20 protein-coding genes are annotated in these 18,102 nt (G+C 43.2%); 6 read left to right on the top strand and 14 right to left on the bottom strand.

What is annotated here, in order from left to right; translation table 11 throughout:
* Positions 1-265 precede the first annotated feature (265 nt).
* The 5 genes from QF041_RS01685 to QF041_RS01665 all read right to left on the bottom strand — a co-directional run bounded on the left by QF041_RS01685 (position 266) and on the right by QF041_RS01665 (position 3,848).
* Positions 266-757: a hypothetical protein gene (locus QF041_RS01685; protein WP_307411128.1), complete on the bottom strand. Its 492-nt coding sequence runs from the start codon at positions 755-757 to the stop codon at positions 266-268.
* A gap of 92 nt (positions 758-849) precedes the next feature.
* Positions 850-1,224 carry a hypothetical protein gene (locus QF041_RS01680; protein ID WP_307411125.1) on the bottom strand — a complete coding sequence of 125 codons (375 nt, stop codon included), beginning with the start codon at positions 1,222-1,224 and terminating at the stop codon, positions 850-852.
* An 18-nt stretch (positions 1,225-1,242) separates the two neighbouring features.
* Complete coding sequence (locus QF041_RS01675) at positions 1,243-1,986, bottom strand: hypothetical protein (RefSeq protein WP_307411122.1); 744 nt, start codon at positions 1,984-1,986, stop codon at positions 1,243-1,245.
* Positions 1,986-3,293 carry an SPFH domain-containing protein gene (locus tag QF041_RS01670; RefSeq protein ID WP_307411119.1) on the bottom strand — a complete coding sequence of 436 codons (1,308 nt, stop codon included), beginning with the start codon at positions 3,291-3,293 and terminating at the stop codon, positions 1,986-1,988. Before QF041_RS01670 ends, QF041_RS01675 begins: the two co-directional genes overlap by 1 nt.
* A gap of 285 nt (positions 3,294-3,578) precedes the next feature.
* Positions 3,579-3,848 (bottom strand): DUF6809 family protein, encoded by a 270-nt coding sequence (locus tag QF041_RS01665; protein WP_307411116.1) that lies wholly within the window; start codon positions 3,846-3,848, stop codon positions 3,579-3,581.
* A gap of 253 nt (positions 3,849-4,101) precedes the next feature.
* On the opposite strand from QF041_RS01665, the gene QF041_RS01660 reads away from it, so the two are divergent.
* Positions 4,102-5,082: a serine hydrolase domain-containing protein gene (locus QF041_RS01660; protein ID WP_307411114.1), complete on the top strand. Its 981-nt coding sequence runs from the start codon at positions 4,102-4,104 to the stop codon at positions 5,080-5,082.
* An 84-nt stretch (positions 5,083-5,166) separates the two neighbouring features.
* Here the strand turns inward: QF041_RS01660 and QF041_RS01655 are convergent, their stop codons facing one another.
* Both QF041_RS01655 and QF041_RS01650 read right to left on the bottom strand, forming a co-directional pair.
* The gene (locus tag QF041_RS01655) at positions 5,167-6,189 is read right to left on the bottom strand and encodes a serine hydrolase domain-containing protein (RefSeq protein WP_307411111.1); all 1,023 of its coding nucleotides are present in this window, start codon (positions 6,187-6,189) and stop codon (positions 5,167-5,169) included.
* 142 nt (positions 6,190-6,331) lie between these two features.
* Positions 6,332-6,925 carry a TetR/AcrR family transcriptional regulator gene (locus tag QF041_RS01650; RefSeq protein ID WP_307411106.1) on the bottom strand — a complete coding sequence of 198 codons (594 nt, stop codon included), beginning with the start codon at positions 6,923-6,925 and terminating at the stop codon, positions 6,332-6,334.
* Between the two features lie 183 nt (positions 6,926-7,108).
* On the opposite strand from QF041_RS01650, the gene QF041_RS01645 reads away from it, so the two are divergent.
* Positions 7,109-8,047 (top strand): alpha/beta fold hydrolase, encoded by a 939-nt coding sequence (locus QF041_RS01645; RefSeq protein WP_307411102.1) that lies wholly within the window; start codon positions 7,109-7,111, stop codon positions 8,045-8,047.
* 141 nt (positions 8,048-8,188) lie between these two features.
* Here QF041_RS01645 and QF041_RS01640 read toward each other — a convergent pair whose 3' ends face one another.
* Both QF041_RS01640 and QF041_RS01635 read right to left on the bottom strand, forming a co-directional pair.
* Complete coding sequence (locus tag QF041_RS01640; protein ID WP_307411098.1) at positions 8,189-8,917, bottom strand: DUF1361 domain-containing protein; 729 nt, start codon at positions 8,915-8,917, stop codon at positions 8,189-8,191.
* 29 nt (positions 8,918-8,946) lie between these two features.
* On the bottom strand, positions 8,947-9,483 hold the full coding sequence (locus tag QF041_RS01635) for a hypothetical protein (RefSeq protein WP_307411095.1): 537 nt from the start codon (positions 9,481-9,483) through the stop codon (positions 8,947-8,949).
* A 139-nt stretch (positions 9,484-9,622) separates the two neighbouring features.
* Here QF041_RS01635 and QF041_RS01630 point away from each other — a divergent pair, with 139 nt between their 5' ends.
* Both QF041_RS01630 and QF041_RS01625 read left to right on the top strand, forming a co-directional pair.
* A complete protein-coding gene (locus QF041_RS01630) occupies positions 9,623-10,264 on the top strand; it encodes a spore coat protein (RefSeq protein ID WP_373461372.1) in 642 nt (213 codons plus the stop codon).
* 242 nt (positions 10,265-10,506) lie between these two features.
* Positions 10,507-11,460 carry a hypothetical protein gene (locus tag QF041_RS01625; RefSeq protein ID WP_307411092.1) on the top strand — a complete coding sequence of 318 codons (954 nt, stop codon included), beginning with the start codon at positions 10,507-10,509 and terminating at the stop codon, positions 11,458-11,460.
* Between the two features lie 100 nt (positions 11,461-11,560).
* Here QF041_RS01625 and QF041_RS01620 read toward each other — a convergent pair whose 3' ends face one another.
* Positions 11,561-12,496 carry a sigma-70 family RNA polymerase sigma factor gene (locus QF041_RS01620; RefSeq protein WP_307411089.1) on the bottom strand — a complete coding sequence of 312 codons (936 nt, stop codon included), beginning with the start codon at positions 12,494-12,496 and terminating at the stop codon, positions 11,561-11,563.
* Positions 12,497-12,527: 31 nt separating this feature from the next.
* The gene (locus QF041_RS01615) at positions 12,528-12,974 is read right to left on the bottom strand and encodes a carboxymuconolactone decarboxylase family protein (protein ID WP_036672879.1); all 447 of its coding nucleotides are present in this window, start codon (positions 12,972-12,974) and stop codon (positions 12,528-12,530) included.
* Between the two features lie 407 nt (positions 12,975-13,381).
* On the opposite strand from QF041_RS01615, the gene QF041_RS01610 reads away from it, so the two are divergent.
* Positions 13,382-14,428: an aromatic ring-hydroxylating oxygenase subunit alpha gene (locus QF041_RS01610; RefSeq protein WP_307411083.1), complete on the top strand. Its 1,047-nt coding sequence runs from the start codon at positions 13,382-13,384 to the stop codon at positions 14,426-14,428.
* A 496-nt stretch (positions 14,429-14,924) separates the two neighbouring features.
* Here the strand turns inward: QF041_RS01610 and QF041_RS01605 are convergent, their stop codons facing one another.
* The gene (locus QF041_RS01605) at positions 14,925-15,734 is read right to left on the bottom strand and encodes a cupin domain-containing protein (RefSeq protein WP_307411080.1); all 810 of its coding nucleotides are present in this window, start codon (positions 15,732-15,734) and stop codon (positions 14,925-14,927) included.
* 149 nt (positions 15,735-15,883) lie between these two features.
* Entirely contained in the window at positions 15,884-16,936 is a 1,053-nt protein-coding gene (locus tag QF041_RS01600) for a leucine-rich repeat domain-containing protein (protein ID WP_307411077.1), read from the bottom strand.
* Between the two features lie 116 nt (positions 16,937-17,052).
* Here QF041_RS01600 and QF041_RS01595 point away from each other — a divergent pair, with 116 nt between their 5' ends.
* On the top strand, positions 17,053-17,388 hold the full coding sequence (locus QF041_RS01595; protein ID WP_307411075.1) for a hypothetical protein: 336 nt from the start codon (positions 17,053-17,055) through the stop codon (positions 17,386-17,388).
* A gap of 91 nt (positions 17,389-17,479) precedes the next feature.
* Here the strand turns inward: QF041_RS01595 and QF041_RS01590 are convergent, their stop codons facing one another.
* Positions 17,480-18,085 (bottom strand): SMI1/KNR4 family protein, encoded by a 606-nt coding sequence (locus tag QF041_RS01590; protein WP_307411071.1) that lies wholly within the window; start codon positions 18,083-18,085, stop codon positions 17,480-17,482.
* Between the last annotated feature and the right edge of the window lie 17 nt (positions 18,086-18,102).

Raw genomic sequence — 18,102 nt, 5'->3', positions numbered from 1 at the left:
GAAACGTTTCGTGTATATGTTATCATAATTTTCCCATTTCCGTAAACAAGAAAATAGAACGCTTACAAATACTGAATATAATGTGGCTTAATTATAAGTGTGAAATTCGAAACGTTTCATTAAAGGGACTACATTAAGGCAACTCACGTGGAATTATATGACGATTTGATAGTTAGGGGGACTTTTAGATTCAAAATTAAAGAGATAAAAAGCCTGACTCCATAGGAATCAGACTTAACCCTTCACGTATCCATTCTGAACCATTCTAATTTGCTACAACTGTTGTTCCGCAATACTCGCAGTCCGTTGATTGTTTAGGAAACACTTTTGCCTTCGCTCCACATCCCGGGCAACTCACTGAAACAGGCCTTTGTGGCTCTTCAACTTTTTCATCGGCTTTCTCTTCAACGTTTTCCTTATCTGAAGAATTGATCTCTGTATAGTTAATTGTATTATGACTACTGTAATTCACGGTGTTGCTATTGTAACTTGAATAAGTACGTGGATTCGGAGTTTCGCGATCAAGATGACCTCCATAGTCTCCTCCATAAAAATTTCGTTCAGGGCCACGCTTTTTCTTAACACGTTTTTTCCTAAGCAATTTAATACCAAAAAACAAAAATAAAAATTCAACGATAATAATTTCAACTACAAGAACTATATTCAATTGATCTAAGAAATTCTCTTCCATAAGTAATCGTATGGGTATAGCAATGGCATAAAACATAAAAAAGAGTCCAAATAACTTCCTTAACAACACGATTCCTCCCAGAAACAACACTCTATACCTAGCGGTATACACTACAGGTATCTGTAAAAGCTGTTAAAGTGTATTTATGTTAGCTACAACTACGAAATCCTCATTGTCGTTCCGCAATACTCACAATCCGCAGACAAAGTAGGATATACCTTTACCTTGGCTCCACACCCTGAACAATTCACGGATACAGATTCTTGAGGTTCATCTTTCTCTTCATATTTCTCATTATGCTGATCTTCGTAATATTGATTATCATTAGAATTGTGATGGTATTGAACAGTGTTAGAACGAGATTTAGGTCGACCACACATTTTAATTCCCGTAACAAGTACGATAACCCCTGGTATAAAAAACACAATTGTACTAAAAATGGCCATCTCCGTTCCTTCAGACAGCATGATTAAAGAGAACAGGATCGTCAGACACGAAATGATAATTAATATAATTCCAAAAAATCTTTTCACGGCATTTCCTCCAGCAATTTATGATTTGCTTGTCATGATCTGTTGATTGCGCTCTTTCAAACGGAACTTTAACTGGGATAGTTGCGAAGCAAAACGTTCACTATTTACCAATTCCCCTGCTTCGTACTGATTTGTAAGCTCACTGTTCATCAATTCAATGTCGAGCAAGATCTGGCGGTCATTTTTCTCAAGGGAATCCGGAGTGATTGGGTCACTATACTTTACAAGTTCAATTAATGATTGAACGGTTTTGCGCTCTTCTTCCACAGTTAGGACGGGATGTTGCACCATGGTATGAAGCAATTGTTGTAAAGCTTTTTCGATTAATTCTAAGTTTGCGATTTTTGTATGTTCATCTGTTTCATGACGGCGCGCACTTTGAATATAGATCATAATGATTCCGCACAAAATAATTGCGATCGCAATCGTTAACGTGTGTAACAATACGAACCAGCGAAGCGCATGATCTGCTGAACCTGTTAACAACGTGTAGATCATCACACAAATCAGATAAATACCCAATACTACACCTAAAGCTGTGTAACCTGGAACAAACCGTTTAAACCGATCCATATTTTGCATGATGAACCGCGCGTAGATCCAAATAGCCGTAATCGCTACATAAGAAGCAACGAGATTCATCCAAAAAGAAAACGACAGAAGCGCATGATTAAACAGCGTAAAAGAAACGATTGACGATACTAACATGCATATTAAATAGACAACATCCAAAATCAAGAGATTGCTCCGTTTTACCATCACTATGCCTGTCCTCCTTCTTGCAGATTGTTTCCGCAATCGAGACAGAACTTCTGGCCGGGTTTTACTTCATGTTGGCAACGACTACATTTCAAGCTTAAACCTGTGCCACAGTTGCCACAGAATTTTGTATGACCGGAATTCATATGGTTACAATTTGGGCATGGGCTAGGCATCGGTTGATGACATTGGATACATTCCAATGCGTTCTCCGCATTATCCGCCCCACATGAAGGACACGCGTGGTATTTGTCACCACAGTTAGGACAGAATTTGGTTCCCTTTGGCAAGGCATGTCCACAATTATTGCAATCTGTTGTTGCTACCGATTTTTCGGCTAATGAATTGCCACATTTGCTGCAAAAAGAGCTGTTCTCCTGATTCGGATGATGGCACTGCTTACATATACTTACTGCAGGCGTTTCCTTCGTAGACATCACTTTAGACATCTGGGACATCTCGCCACTGAAAGAACCACCCAGACCAACCCCCATGCCCATACCAAGCCCTGCGCCCATGATGTCTGACTGCATGCTTCCTTCATTCTTCGCTGCACCTTCAAGCGTATCAAACGAACGTTCTTGCTGATATGTGTACCCAATAATATCCATCTCAGCTTTGCGTGCCAACGCTTCTCTTAATCGAATGACTGAAGGGTCTTCTTCAGGCAGATTAACATTGTGAATATACAGGTTGATTAACTCAATACCAAATTCTTCAAAAGTAGAAGCTACCGTATCTGCAAAATGTCGTGATATCTCGGCGATATATGCATTGATCTCCAAAACACTTACTTTTCTATGTATTAGATATGATGACAACATGGAGTTAATATTCATGATAATCAACCCACGGAAGTAATTAATCATATTCACTTGGTTAAACTCAGGCAGTGTTCCCACAAGCTTGACCAAAAATTTTCGTGAATCCGAGATTTTAATTCCCATTTGTCCAAATGTTCTTACGGGAACAATAATATTATACTTGGGATCCTGGATCTGAATCGGATTCGCCGTTCCCCATTTAACGTCCAATGCGCTTACTTGATTGACATACCATACTTCTGCTGCAAAAGGTGACTTTCCTCCGAACGGAAGGTTAACGAGACGGTTCAAGATCGGGATATTCGCAGTACTCAGAGTATGCCTTCCGGGTCCAAACATATCAAGCGCTCTTCCATCCTTGAAAAGAATTGCTTGTTGAGATTGATTCACAATTAACTGAGTCCATGTTCCCAGTTCAGTCTCGGGATGTTTCCAAGCAAACACATCAGGTGAGCCATCATACTTAATTACGTCAATAATCGCCATGTTTAATTCCTCAATTCAGTATTAGATTACTATAATTTACTAAAAAGTTCTTTTGCTAAAACACTGATTCTACACTATTTCCTATATTTAATTATCTTTCATCTACTTGTTCCATGTTTAGGCATTGATATTTTACCATTTCTAACCTTAATACGCACTAACATAGTTCATTTTTCATATGATATTTTTCCTATATTGACATGTTCATAATAGTAACAACCTCTTCCATATATTAAATAGGAAAGAGGTTAACTATATAACCACAAATTTTGAAAAATCAAAATATTAGCTTGTGAAACCACTCTCGATCATAATCAACGTCCCAATTTTGAAACCACTCGCAAAAGCCTCTTTAGAATGCATAGAGTGAACTTGGTCCATCATATCTAATAGTTCCTCCAACTGTTTAAAGTCATCCTCCGAAAGCTTTTTCTGAAATTTTTCGATATTAGCTGTAATCTCCTTATTAATGGATCGATACTCCGAATCTTGAGGAACAATATTCTCCTCTGGTCTCAGATTACCGTAATATAGTTCTTCTATTATATTTCCCACATCACATCCCCCTTTCTCTAATAAATGTCTTGTGCTCTTCTCATGACAATTATATAAGTTTGACAGACAATGCTGGGGAATTATGCAATATTCGCATATGATTCTTATCGCTTTCATAAGATATCGCATTTTGCATGCTTGCTTTGACATAATAATGTAGCGCTGGTTGAGCCCTACCTCGGGAGTATGCTAAGATAATGGACACCTATTTCTACAAAATCCTATAACAAATCAACCGCACAGAAAGGACACTATGAATCCTTCATCACTGTCATCCAAGTTAGAACATATCATTCCACCGCTGGATCTGCGAAGCTGCCTCGTCAGCGTACGCGGTGAGATTATGTACGAACACTACCGCAACCAAGAGGCTGCGACTGATATTGCAAAAATCAATTCATGTACCAAGAGTGTGCTATCCGCCCTCATCTGTATAGCGATGGATAAAGGTTTGTTACCAGAGGCAACAACCCCAATCTCCACTTTTTTTCCACAGTTGACATCCGATCCTGATCCGCGCAAACCAGCGATCACGCTGGAACAACTGCTTACCATGACAGCCGGATTCAACTGGGACGAGTTCGGCGGGCAGAATTCATTCCCTCGCATGACCCGCACCAATCATTGGGTGGATTTTGCATTGGAGCAACGCTTAAGCCATGTACCGGGTACATATATGGAGTACAACTCAGGAGTGTCACAGATCCTATCCGCCATCCTGATGCAAAATGCAGGTATGAACGTAGCCGAGTTCGCGGAACGTTATCTTTTTGAACCGCTGGGAATTAAGGATTATGAATGGGAAAGTGACCCTCAAGGTGTACATACTGGCGGATTCGGTCTTAAGATGTTACCCGTAGATCTGCTGAAATTCGGTCAGCTGTTTCTACAGCAAGGTATGTGGGAGGGTGAGTCTCTCATTTCAAGTGATCTCGTATCCCGTTCGACGCAGCCTTTCATTACAGTCACTCCACCGAATCACGGGAGTTATGCTTGGCATTGGTGGGTGGATGTCTATCCGAACGAAAGGTCTGACTCCGAAAATATTGCTGCTGAAGACGACAAACCCAATCTCCATTATTATTACGCGCGAGGATTTGGTGGTCAGTTTGTATATATTGTCCCAGAGCTCGAACTTGTTACGGTGCTAACCAATGACAAACGAAAGAAAGAGAAACCTCCGCTGGATGTTTTCCCTCGATTAATCGCCCCTGAGCTATGGAAGATGTTATAAACACGGGCATTCTTTTTATCTTGTCTGATAAATGAACCCCCAACCTTGTGGCCATAACCTGACCATTGGTTGAGGGTTTATTTGTCATGCCAAAGCTTCTTCGATGGCAATCGTTATTGGATACGGACCAGACTCTTGATTAGAGAGCACAACCAGTTGTAGATCATAGTCCGGATACACGGAAGACATGAACGACACACCTGGATCGAACCCCATAACATGAAATTTGAAAATGTCTTCCCTCTTGCGGTCAATCCAGATACCCTGCCCATAGTACTCTTCATCCTCTTGATGAGCATGTGGAGTTAATAACTGCTGTGTCGTCTCTGCATTCAACAATTGGTGACCCAGCAAAGCATCCCAAAACCGAATCATATCCGGTGCCGTAACATAGGCTCCACCGTCCGATCCACCTTTGACAGGAATGGAGAACATATTAGTATTCCAAGAGCTATCTTCATGATCGATATACCCTAAAGCTGTGTTACGCGGGAGCTGATCTGTTACGAAATAACCGGAGTCCTTCATGCCACACCTTTTGAAAATGTGCTCTTCCACATAATCTGTAAACGACAGTCCTGAATGTTGTTCCACGATAAGCCCCAGCACAATAAAACCCGCATTATTATAATGAAAACGTTCACCCGGAGCAAACTTCATTGGCAGATGCTGAAACATGGGCAGAAAGTCACTTAATCGCCGCATCGCGTAGACGGGTCTGTCTTTCCATAATTCTGAAAAGTCTTCCATCACTTCTTCATCGAAATAATCCGGAATGCCTGACGTGTGTGTTAACAACTGCTGGATGGTGATTCCTTCGTCCCATAGTGGAAACTCCACATCCAACACATCCGTAAGCTTGGAATCCGCAGACAACTTGCCTGCTTCAATTAGTTGGCATACACTCACTGCGGTGAAGATCTTACATCCAGATGCAATTCCAAAGCGTGTGTCCACCTGATTGGCAAGCTCTTCACTGCGATTCGCATAACCACGTTTCATATTCAAAAGGGTTTTCCCGGCTTGCTGGAGTAATACAACACCCGAAAAATTCACGCGTTCCATGACTTCTTCTACTTTTGTTGTCAGCTCTACTGCATTCAACATTTTGTTGTTCACCTACTTGTCTATGTATTCATTAGATTCTCATTCTTAATTCTTCGTCATATCCTGCATACCTGCCAAATTTGCATAAAAAGAAGGATTACTCCTTATAAAAGGAAATAACCCTTCTTCAGGCAACGTAAGATTAAGTTTGACAAAGCATACTCAAATGCTGTTCAATCATTTGTTCCACTCGTTTTACTGTAAGTCTATCTGGCTGCATTAGGATATGAATGGCGAGTCCATCTACAAGAGCATATAACTTCTCCGTCTCCATCTCGGCATCCAGATCGGGATGTGTCATGCCCTGCTTCTGCAACTCCTGGATTACCCACTGAGCAGACCGATACATCCCCTGATGCATCTGATCACTTAACTTTTTTAATTCGGGGTAAACCAATAATTTGGCTGTAAACGAAAACCAAACCTCCATTTCCATCATTCTGTCTTCGTCCAACGGGAGAAATTGCAAGAGCAGATTCTTCATATCCTGCAGTACAGATCCGCTCATCTGTAACGCCTCTACCCTCTTCTGTACCCGTTCTGCAAAAAGATTCATGCAAAAGGTGAACAATTCGGCCTGTGTGGCAAAATAATGACGCATGGAACCTACAGATAATCCCGCTTCCTTTGCTATATTCCGAACTGTAGCATGCTCAAGCCCATGCTCTTGAATGACCCGGATGGCTGCATCAGCAACGACTTTCCTTTGACTTTCATGATCTACGATTTTTGGCATGACCTCATTATACATCAAGCTTCTCTTTTTGTAATACACTGTGCTATAATCTTTTTAATACATTGTATTAAAATAAAAGCAGCCATATGGAGAGGAATTAATAAGATCATGCATACCACGATCCCAGCCTCAAAACGCAAGAAATTCAGAGTTACCACCTTCATAATAAGGCTATTCTGCACCATGTTATTGTTGATCGGTGCAGCATTCTTGTATGAGTGGTTTGCTTCGTCACAGGCCAAAAAAAACTTTCCGCCTCCCGGTACGTTAGTTCAAGTCGGCGGTTACCAGCTGCACATTCATAAACAAGGCAGTGGTTCGCCGACCATACTTATGGAGGCCGGAAGTGGTGAGACCAGTTTGTCGTGGAGAGACATTCCGACGGAACTAGCCAAACATGCAACGGTGGTCACGTATGATCGCGCAGGATATGCCTGGAGTGAATCTGCACCTACAGAACGCACAGGTGCGAATATCGTCAAAGAATTACATGCAGCTCTGGAGAAGGAGAATATCCGCGGCCCATACGTTATGGTAGGTCATTCCCTTGGGGGTATGTATGTTAGACTCTTTGCACAGACCTATACAAGTGAGGTTCAGAGCCTTGTCCTCATTGATGCGAGACCTGAGGATGATGAGAAGAATACAAAGGCTTTGTTGGAACAGGCTCAGTTTCAGGGAAACCCGCCTGCCTCCTTATTATCCTTACTGAAGGTATCTGGCGCTTTCAGATTATTCCCAGACTTTTTGCTTGATGGTCTGGTTGCCAAGCAAGATCGAGATACTTTTGTTAATGTGATTGCTACCCCTTCCTATTTTCACGCCAAAGAAAAAGAAGCCCTCCACGCCCATTCAACAGAAGATGCTATTCGTGGCCAACGTCTTGGATCAATCCCTGTACGTATCATTGCACGCGGACGTCCTCAAGACTATGCTCAAGCAGGGATTCCGGTTGAAATTGGGCAGAAGCTCGAATCCATATGGCAATCGGGACAGCGTAACATGTTGAACATATCGAAGGATAGTCAGCTCATTGTGGCCACCCGCAGTGGTCATATGATTATTCATGATGAACCTGAACTGGTTGTGAAAACAATCCTTGAGTTAATCTCTGATAAGTAGAGGTATTTTTCTTCAGAACATCCTGCGCTCGATCCAATGTTAAAGGGCTGTTCCGATAGCCATGGGTATGACTTGGAACAGCCCTTCAAGCAATGTACATTAAGATTAGATCTAATAAGTTCGGGTTTAAGAAAACAAATGTTAGCGTAACGCTTGCAGGTCCGACTCGGGACTTCCTGCACTCTTCTTCGTTTCACGGGGAGACCTCGTATTGATCAGATAATACAATGTGGCATAGATTGTAGTGATAAACGTGCCAAAAAACAAGCAAAACGCCAGAGACGGGCGGCTTACACTTTCGTGCATCAGCTCAATCAGAGTATCGCGATTCGTCAGTGCATCCCAGCTATTCAGTCGATATACACGTCCAAGCAATACTCCGTAACTTCCCAAAGCACAGCCAACCAGTACAAAGATCCAGGATGCCCAGCGTCCAATTCGGTGATAAATCACTTCCTGAAGCTGATACATCGATAGGAATCCAAGCAGGAGTCCAGTCCAGACAAACATTAATACTACACTCAAGTCGTACCAATACGTGTAGTCCACTCCGCTCCCACCATAATACCGGGTACTTCTCGCTGTCAGATGAACCAAATCCGTAACAATGTAAGAAGAGTTCGGGAAAAATAACAACCACAGCAGACCACTTGCGACTGCAAGCCATGCAGCACCTTTCCATTTCATATCACTTAGAAGATAGGATGCATAAGAGAACACAAAAGGAATCCAGCCCAAGAACAGATTCCAGATCAGGAAGCGGAAATAACGATGATCCAGCCAATCTGCGGCTACATAGTACAACCCAAGCGTTACTATTGTGACCACACAAAGGAAAATAAATATGCGAATATAATTCAGTTTTCTCAATGATTCTGACCTCACTTGATAAAATTCAATTAGTTTCGAAAATAGCGGATGATTTCTTCCTTATTCTTTTCAACACGCAAATTCAATCCACGTTTATCCTTTAATCCATACTGCTGTAATTCATGGCCTGGATCAAGCACCAACGGTTTCGTTGCCACATCAACCAGCAAGTCCATCGTCAATTGATAGGTTTCCCGTAACTTGTCCATCGGCAGAGAAGATTCATACCGTTTAATCAGCTCAATCAGACGTTCGGCATACACGAGACGAACCATACTGTCCGCACTCTTCGATTGTCTTGAAGCAAATTCTGTAATTGTCTTAATTATACTGGGTTCTGTCCGATGTTTAGCAATCAACGCAAGTTCATCGACCGCATCCCAATTCATGATAGACAGCTTGGAACTTAATTGTTGAATTCGCTCCCCTATCCATTGTTCCTCTAACTCTTGAGGTACGTCCCATCGCTTATAGTCTGCATACACGCCTTCTCGATGCATCTGTATAGCGCTCCCGTAATGTTTGACGAACAAATCCTTTGCTACACCCCAATCGGTCTCTTCCATCTTTAACCACCACCATGCCTATTCCTTTTTGTGCTTACGCTTTTATCCATACACAATACATAAATTTACTACTCTCCAAGCATACTAGAATCATACCATTTACCAAAGGAGAATCAAATTTACAATGAATCCAAATTCCATGAACCCTCAGAATGTAGTACAACCCACATTGAATGCTAATCCAAATGTCACCCCTAACATGAATCATGGCGGCCATGAGATGTTCGATGTGCATGAGATTCTGTCCTCCACCATTAACGTGCTGGACCAATACATGATCTTTCGTACATTTGTGCAGAGCCAGGAACTGATTGGCATTCTGGACCGACAGTACAATTTCATATTATCCCAGTACAATCTGACAGCAGAGTGTTTTGCATCCGGACAGAAGCCTCATCAAGAGACAGCTACCTATATGATCCCCAACATGGTACCACCGGTATATGGCCTTAAGCCATCAGCACCGAAAAAACCAAACCAGAGCTTGGCCGATGTAAAGGATGCCGGGATTAGCGGTCATATGCTGGGACTGATCAAGTCACATGCGAGTCTGCTCGGCATGTCCTGCAGCGAGATCACAAATGGAACGGTTCGCCGAGTCGTCGCTTCGCAGATCCAGCATTTTATCGAGATGGCCTATGAAATTTTCATGTTCCAGAATAAAAACGCCTATTACCAAGTACCTCAACTCACCCCAAGTGATACACAACAGATGCTTCAGGCATACATTCCAGCAACCGGAGCACCTCAGATGCCTAATAGCAATAAACCACTTCATTAATTAGAAAATAAAGTCCGAATACCTAGAACAGTCTCTTGAACCCTTTCGGGTTTTAGGGGCTGTTCTTTCATTATTTGTAATCATTTTCCTACTGAAGACACTTGATTCGCTTACCAGAAACTGGTTTAATCAAAGACAGAACTTACATATTCAACATACGGATCATACATATAACACACGGTAAAAATGCGGTTATAAGAAAATTCAAATGGCTTTTTTTTCATTAATGGGGAGGTATAAAAATGAGATGGAAGCAACCTGCTAAACTTGGTTTACTGGCTATGGCTCTCGGCTGTACTGCCATTGGCGCAATAATTACACCTTCAACAACACTGGCTGCATCTGTCCCCGCTGCCAAAGCGGTGTATCATCAATTCCAAACCTATCGAACAGAAGCATTGAAGTCCACAGAAAGTCTGGTTAAAGCGCGTAAATACCTGATGAATCATATCGATAAAGTCAGCCCTTGGCAGGCCACATTAATGACGCTGCAACTGGAGAACATGCAGAACGTGAAATTGGCTGATATGGATTACCAAATGTATACGGAACAATTTCAACAGACCATATCTCAAGCCCATGAACAACTTGGTTACGAACAGAAGCTTACATATAGTCGTCTGCTCAAAGAAATTAAAGATCCGACAGCGAAGAAACTTCTGCAGGAAGCATCTGATCTCGGGTTCAAACTGGAAACCAGTGAAGGCTTGTATTACCCCATCATCAATTATGAGATATATCAAAAGTTCAAGCCTTTTGTTAAGGCTGATATTGCTGCGTACATTAATATTATGGCTACCGAGTCCAACCAAATGACAACTTCAGATGGTGGCATTATCATCTCTTGGAACGAATTAATCCAGCGTGCATTGGAGAAAGAAGCCTTTTTGAACAACTTCCCGAATTCCAATCGCACATCAGCAGTGAAGCAAGGGTTATTTGTGGATTATCTGTTTTACGGAAGTGACAATACGCCTGCTTATGATTGGTACACGGACGAAGAAATTCGCACCATGGACCCTGAGGTGAAAAAGGCTTACGAGAAAGCTTTGGCTTACCGGGAGCACAATACGCAGAGTGTTCTTCTGGACACTATGGAAAAAATTTTACTGGTTCTTAATCAGAACAATGATACGCTTACACCTGAAGTCAGAGCAATCATTGAACCTGTTCAACAACAATTTGCCCGTGAATAATCGGATGCTGAATCGCAAAATGTGAAATGCAAAAAAAGCGGCAGTCCTCGAGACAGAGGGTGCCGCTTTTAAGTTTACATATCAAGTCCTTACGTTTGGATCAAAGCGTTGAATTGTCTATTGATGTAAGTTTGTTCGGATTTACAACGAGATACACGCCCTCAATCCGCTCTCCGGAAGCGTCCAACTCCAAACAGAGTACCTCGGACAACTGCCCTTCTTTCATCAACGCGAGTTGAAGTTCGCCATTGATCCACATCGGTACCCATTCTCTATCACGCAATCGCGTAAGGACTCGCCGTGAGGTCAGGAGTGCAAGCACACCTTTGTGAACGTTCATTGTTCTCATAACCGTATGCACAACGCCACCGCCATCTGCTGTAAATACAGGCTGATCTGCCAGTAACTCCAGCATGGCAGAGACGTCATAACGAAGGAAAGCCGTTGTAAAACGGCTCAGTAATTCACCTTTGGCTATCATATCCGCATCACTCTGCTCGATCGGCGGAAGTCTTTCGGGCAGATTTCGCCTGGCACGGCTAAAGATTTGACGGCAGTTACTCTCCGTTTTGCCCAGCCAATCCGCTATTTCGGAATAATCATATCGGAACGCTTCACGAAGGACAAAAACAGCCCTCTCCATGGGCGATAGACGCTCCAACATGACCAGATAGGCGTAGGAGATTAACTCTTTTTTCTCCATCGTTTCCTCTGGCATGTTCGCCTCTTCACTGTCACCCATCGGCTCTGGCAGCCACTCACCAACATAACTTTCCCGCTGATTACGGGCGGAATTTAGCAGATTCAAGCTTCGGTTCACAACCAATCTGGCGATGTAGGACTTGGGATTACGAATATCCTGAGCAGACGTGCTCTGAATCCCCGCAAAACAATCCTGCACAATATCTTCAGCTTCTACCACACTGCCAAGCATGCGGTAAGCTATTGAAAATGCATATTTTTTATAACGAATATACAACTCACCAACATCCAGAGAAGACACTTCTGGTTCATTGGCGTGGAAATTGGAATTCATAAGAAGCCTCCTCTGGCATGGTGCGTGTATTTTAGTTAAAGCAACCCGGATACATCCCAGTTGTGATCGCAATCCGGTTCCAGTTATTAATCGTGTTAATGGCCAGGATCAGATCCACCAGTTCGGATTCACTGAAATGTTCACGAACCTTATCGTACAACGCAAGTGGTACACCGTGTTCCGAGATTCGGGTCACCGCTTCAGCCAGCTCCAGCATAACACGTTCTTGATCCGTGAAGAAAGGCACTTCACGCCACACACTCAGCAATAAAATATGATCCGCATAATCTCCCAGTTTCATCAGATCTTTGGCATGCATATCGAGACAAAAGGCGCAACCATTAATCTGGGACACTCGGATTTTTAACAACTCATACAATACTTTATTTTCAAATTGCCCGGATATATATTGCTCCATTGCCATCATCGCTTTAAATGCGCCTGGACTCGCTACTCTGTAATTCGTTCTTAAATTCATTTCTCATTCGCCTCCGTCATTTGGTTTACATACTGTAGACAAATGACGGCCGGGATCTGTGACATTCTTTGCGAAAATCTTTTTATGCCCACAAGAATGGTTGCTCAACTAACGGATATTCACACTGAATTCTGATGGCAGGACAACCTCCATGGAGTTAATAATCAATAATGGAAAAACATACTGAAAGGTTGTTCTCTTTTTACAATTAACATCTAACGTAAGAAAAATCCGCATTTTTCCGTATCCATGTACGGTTTTTACTGAACTGTTTGTGATTTCAACCAAAAACAAGTTACCTATCTTGATATTTTGACCAAAAGAGTAGTAACATACGGCTAATCAAGTTAACTTTTCTGACACAAAAAAAGCGAATCGTTTATCCAAATCAGCAAGGAGTGTTTCCTATGATAACTTCCAACGCAAACCATACAATGACGTCCGAATTGCCTAGAGGTTGCACGTTCACCGCTGAGGACTGGCATGTATTATCCCAATATTGGTACCCGGTAGCACAAGTAACCGAAGTAACAGACAAACCCCTGGCTGCTCAATTACTCGATGTGAAGCTTGTTCTCTACCGCAGTAATGATCAGGTTGTGGTAGCCAAGGATCTTTGTTTTCACCGCGGGGCTCCACTTAGCAAAGGCTGGGTAGAAAATGGCGAGATTGTCTGCCCTTATCACGGTTTCCGTTATAATTGTGAAGGTAAATGTACCGCAGTACCTGCACACCCAAGCTCCAAAATCTCACCAAAGCTCAAACTCATTGTGTACCCGGCAGTCGAACGTTATGGCTTAATATGGACCACACTGGCAGGAACAGAAGAACAGATCCCCTCCTTCCCTGGATGGGATGATCCGGATTATATCAATATTTTGCCACCCAACTTTGACATTGCTGGTTCCTCTGGACGACAAATGGAAGGTTTCCTGGATGTATCCCATTTTGCCTATGTGCATACCGTAACGTTTGGTGACCGAAACAACACAGAAGTCCCCCAATACAAAGTGAAACGCGAAGGTAATGAGTTACTGGCAGAGTATTGGAGTACGGTGAGTAACTATGGCAAAGGGCAAGATCTTGTTGCACCTGAAGGTTTCCAATGGCTGCGCGAGTTTCGAGTGTTCCCACCTTTTGCGGCTTCTCTTACGGTACATTTCCCAGGAGACGACAAGCTGAATATTCTGAATTGTGCTTCGCCGATCTCTGCCCGTTATACACGTCTATTCTGTCCAATCACACGCAACTTTGACAAAGACGCTCCGATTGAAGACACAATCAAGTTCAACTTGCAGGTATTTGAAGAAGACCGCGAGATGGTTGAGTCACAGAAACCGGAGGATCTGCCCCTTGATCTGCATGCCGAGGCCCATATTCCCGCTGACCGTACTTCGATTGCTTATCGTCAATTATTAACGGAGCTTGGCTTGGGACGAAATTACACATCGTAAATAGATAGTATATAAGTTCAACTAATGAATATTTAGTTGAACTTATATAGGTGTTCTTCAATCTCAGGCAAGCTATCGATGATGGATGTCGCGCCTAAAAAGCCTTGTAGTACCATCCTGCGGTCTCTGGGGAAGGGTTGAAAATTTTCTTAGGAACTCAGGACATCTTATTTGGCCTCTAGGTCCTCATTTAAAATTGTAAGGAACTCCAGACATGTTATTTCCCATAATCCCCGATAAAAACACTTCATACGGCTGTTTATTCTGATATAACGTGTCTCAGATTCTTTAGATTCCTGGGCATGTTTCAAATCAATGATTAAGACGCCTACGATTCGTTAGCACTTCATGCTCCGGACACGTCCAGGTATGCATCAAGCAGGTTTGAAGACACCTTTAATCAAAAAAAGAAGCGTTCCTTTGCGGACGCTTCTTTTGCTATACCGAATTCAACTGAAGTACCTATGTGTATTAGATAAACCTTGCTTAATAAACGTCATCTTTCCTCTTGATTATTCGTATTCACAGGAAGCTCTCTATAATACGGACAGCCCGGCTCATGAATAATACGTGGATCAACCCAAGTGCCCCAGTACGGAAGACGGTTCACGTAAGGTTGCATGTTTGGCTGTGTATTAGGCTGCATATTGGGTTGTGTGTTTGGTTGTGTGTTTGGTTGCATGTTTGGCTGTACATTGGGTTGTACATTAGGCATTACGTAAGGCTGATGATTCACATTTGGAGCACTGTTAGAGGCGGGAGCAGTTGAAGGCTGGCAATCTGCCGGCGGGCCAATAATCACTGTTTTTTGAATGGGAGCCAGCGCTTCTTGAACTTTTTTCTCATCCAGACAGTACGTATAAGCCAAAAGTTTTGCAGGTGTAAGACGTAAGGTGTCTGAGCCAAATATCGCCTCAGGAACAGGAGCATCAAAAACTGCCAGTAAGTGTGTATCATCTGCAGTAGCCACTTCATAGTGCCACCAGCCTTGAGGAACGTTAGCCACCTGCCCCGGAGTAATCGGGAAATGAAGAAGCTCGTTGGTAAATGGATTAATGAGGGAAACAACTGCCGCACCGCTGATGCAGTATACCAACTCCGTTGCATTCTGATGCGTATGTGGTTCAACCACATTGCCCGTGTTGAGGAAAATATCCAGTAAAGAAGCATTGCCCAGTGTGTTTAACTGCTTGATGGAAAGAGAGTTAATATAGTTGTTCTCATCCTTCTTGAATAACGGGTTATTGCTCAAATCGTAAGTAAATTCGGTGGTTGGTAAAGTGTAATCCATGTATGAGGTTGCCAAAATAAAACGCCTGCCCTTCGCTCTCGGTTTAGGTCATAACCTATATGCCAGCTTATGCCCAGCGCCCAGATTCGTGAGCCCATTTCCGCCAAGTTTTCATCGCATAACAAATATCCCTGACTCGGACATCCCGAGCAGGGCTCTATTTGTTACATGTTCTTTTTCATTTCCCAGACTTCTTCCCAATGGGTTCCAAATGGAATATTCATTAAGTCTACATACTCCAGCCAGTGCATTCTTGTGACAACATCCGGAGTTCCCTCAATTAGTGCATTCGTCACCAGTAAAGCACGCAAATTCTTCAGTCTTTCCAACTCCGGGGGGAGTTCACGTATACCAGAATATACGATCTCCAGATACTTCAGCTCACTTAATTCACCAATCTCAGGCGGAATACAATTTAATCCCAACTCAGTTTGTGGTTTGGGCCTCCAACCAGGTGCAGATTCAAAAGGGCTGCCACAATAAATTCTTAACTCTTGAAGTTGCTTCAATTTCCCGATTTCTGCCGGAATACACTCCAGATCCAGCGTTGTAATGACCAATCTTTCCAATGAAGTAAGTTCAAACAGACTTGCAGGGAGTGAGTACAGATTCTGCTCAAAAATCGTCAACTCCTTCAAGTGCTTCAACTCCCGAATTCGTTCGGGAAGCTCACTTAAACCATGTAAGCTGATATCCAGCTTATCGGTCTGATGTCTGATCGCATCGTCCAGGAGATGATCAATTACCTTATGACGGTCCAAATCAAAGAACAACCCCGGAATCCGCTCCATAAGTTCACTCGCTTCTTTGTATGTAATCCTCATGCCATACATATGCTCATGGGCCACAGAGAAAAAATAATCATTTCCGTCTTCTGTCATAAAGCAAAGATCGTCCGGCAATGACGGATAACACCAATCATGAAAACGATTGGCTTCTTCTTTGAGCACGTGACCCGATTCCGGCGTACAGCGATATGTATAATAGGTACCTTCCGAATAATAGGCTCCGCTTTTTAGCATCATCTCTTCCATCGTAGCTCGTTCCACAAGATAGGGCTTCAATCTCTCTAACACACGAACTACTTCCGGTATCTCGTTCTCTTCGTACCTTTGTCTGTCTACCAGCATAAAACGATCTGCCTTCTCGATCAATTCGTCAATCAACAGTTCATAGGCAGTCCCTCTTGGATCAGTGTGAAAAGCTACGGCTACCATAGGTTCCCCCTCATTACTCTATAATTCATTATTCATTAATCTTCAATCTGCTGTATCATCTGAAACCACTGTGGCATAGGCTGATATCATCAATCCAGTCATTGGAGGCTTGTTACATGGCATACGGCCCTGGTTCAGTGTCATCCCCGCAACCTGCGGGTTATCCTTACCCTTATTATCCACCACCTCCGCCACCCTCACCGTATCCTTACCCTTATCCGTATCCATACCCACCCATCGTTCCTGTTCCACTACCATATCCGATCGGTGGTCCTTGGTGGCATGGTGGCTATCCAGGAGGCGGTTACCCCGGTGGACACCCTGGTCATTTCCCAGGAGGCGGCTATCCCGGCGGACCTCACGGCGGTGGACCTGGCGGTCCGGGTGGTCCCGGTGGACACGGAGGACCTCCAGGTGGAGGATTTCATGGACATCGTTTCTTCCAGTGGTAATCATTAGACTCATACAAAGTACTTGTTCAGATAAAGGAGCTGCTTCGGCAGCTTCTTTATTATTGAAGGAATTGTCTAATCGTGCAGAATTTTAATAGGTGATCTCATCCATCATCTTCAAATTACGGTTCGACATGCTGAGGAGATCCGTGAAGGTAGCTGTAAGGTAATAAACAAAGTCCGGATCGTGAACGTACATAATAATCTGCCCATACGTCCCTTCCTCCGTTGGATCAAAATCGAGCATCAGATACAGTGAACCTCCCGCAATTGTTGCAAAAGGAATCCATGGTTTATGGAACAGGAATGGCTTGATCTCCGGGTCCAACTGGTTGATCTCCTCCGCAGAATAATACTCTTCGAGCTTCTCATCCACTTCACAGAAGTATTGTTTGGTCTCTCGAATCTCTTCCAATGACATCAGATAAAAGGGTGTACGACGCCCTCCCTCGGCACCACCCGGGTACAGCACATGCAACCCATAGCCACTGCCGTCTTTTCTTTGATAAAAGGTACGAAAATCGCCAGGCAGCCGGACGCCATACTCCTTTTCAAATAGATCCAGGCTTTCCTCGGATGCACCTTCCCGATGTTGATATTCTTCAAACAATTGCCGAATCTCGGGATCCTGTATTCTCTCATCTAACAAGTGATTCAGCTCGTCCATTAGCACGTTTAATGATACATTCGGCTCCAATCTCACCACACCTCCCC

Source organism: Paenibacillus sp. W2I17, from assembly GCF_030815985.1.
GTDB lineage: Bacteria > Bacillota > Bacilli > Paenibacillales > Paenibacillaceae > Paenibacillus.
This window is presented reverse-complemented; position numbering and strand designations above follow the sequence as displayed.